This is a genomic window from Monashia sp. HAY1-5C (genome assembly GCF_056755255.1).
In genome coordinates this window covers 1-246 of record NZ_JBPGXG010000633.1, presented here as the reverse complement: position 1 = coordinate 246, position 246 = coordinate 1, and the positions used below count along the sequence as shown (strand labels likewise).

1 protein-coding gene is annotated in these 246 nt (G+C 65.0%); it reads left to right on the top strand.

Going from position 1 to position 246, the window contains the following annotated elements; all coding sequences use genetic code 11:
- The coding region (locus ACR9ZK_RS22995) for an NADPH-dependent FMN reductase (RefSeq protein ID WP_481344229.1) at positions 1-246 on the top strand (246 nt) is incomplete at both ends.

Here is a 246-nt window from a genome sequence, read left to right as displayed (position 1 = left end):
CGACTGGGGCTCGCGTCCCTGGGGCACCAACTCGTTCGCACGGAAACCCACCGGAATCATCGGCGCTTCGCCCGGTGGCATCGGCACCGCAGTGATGCAGTCCTCCATGCGCAGCGTTCTGAGCTTCCTGGACGCGCCGCAGCTGAACGCGCCTGAGGCGTACATCCGCTTCGTGGCAGATGCGTACGACGACGACGGTTCCGTTAAGGACGAAGGGACCGCCGCGCTGTTGCGCCACTATATGGA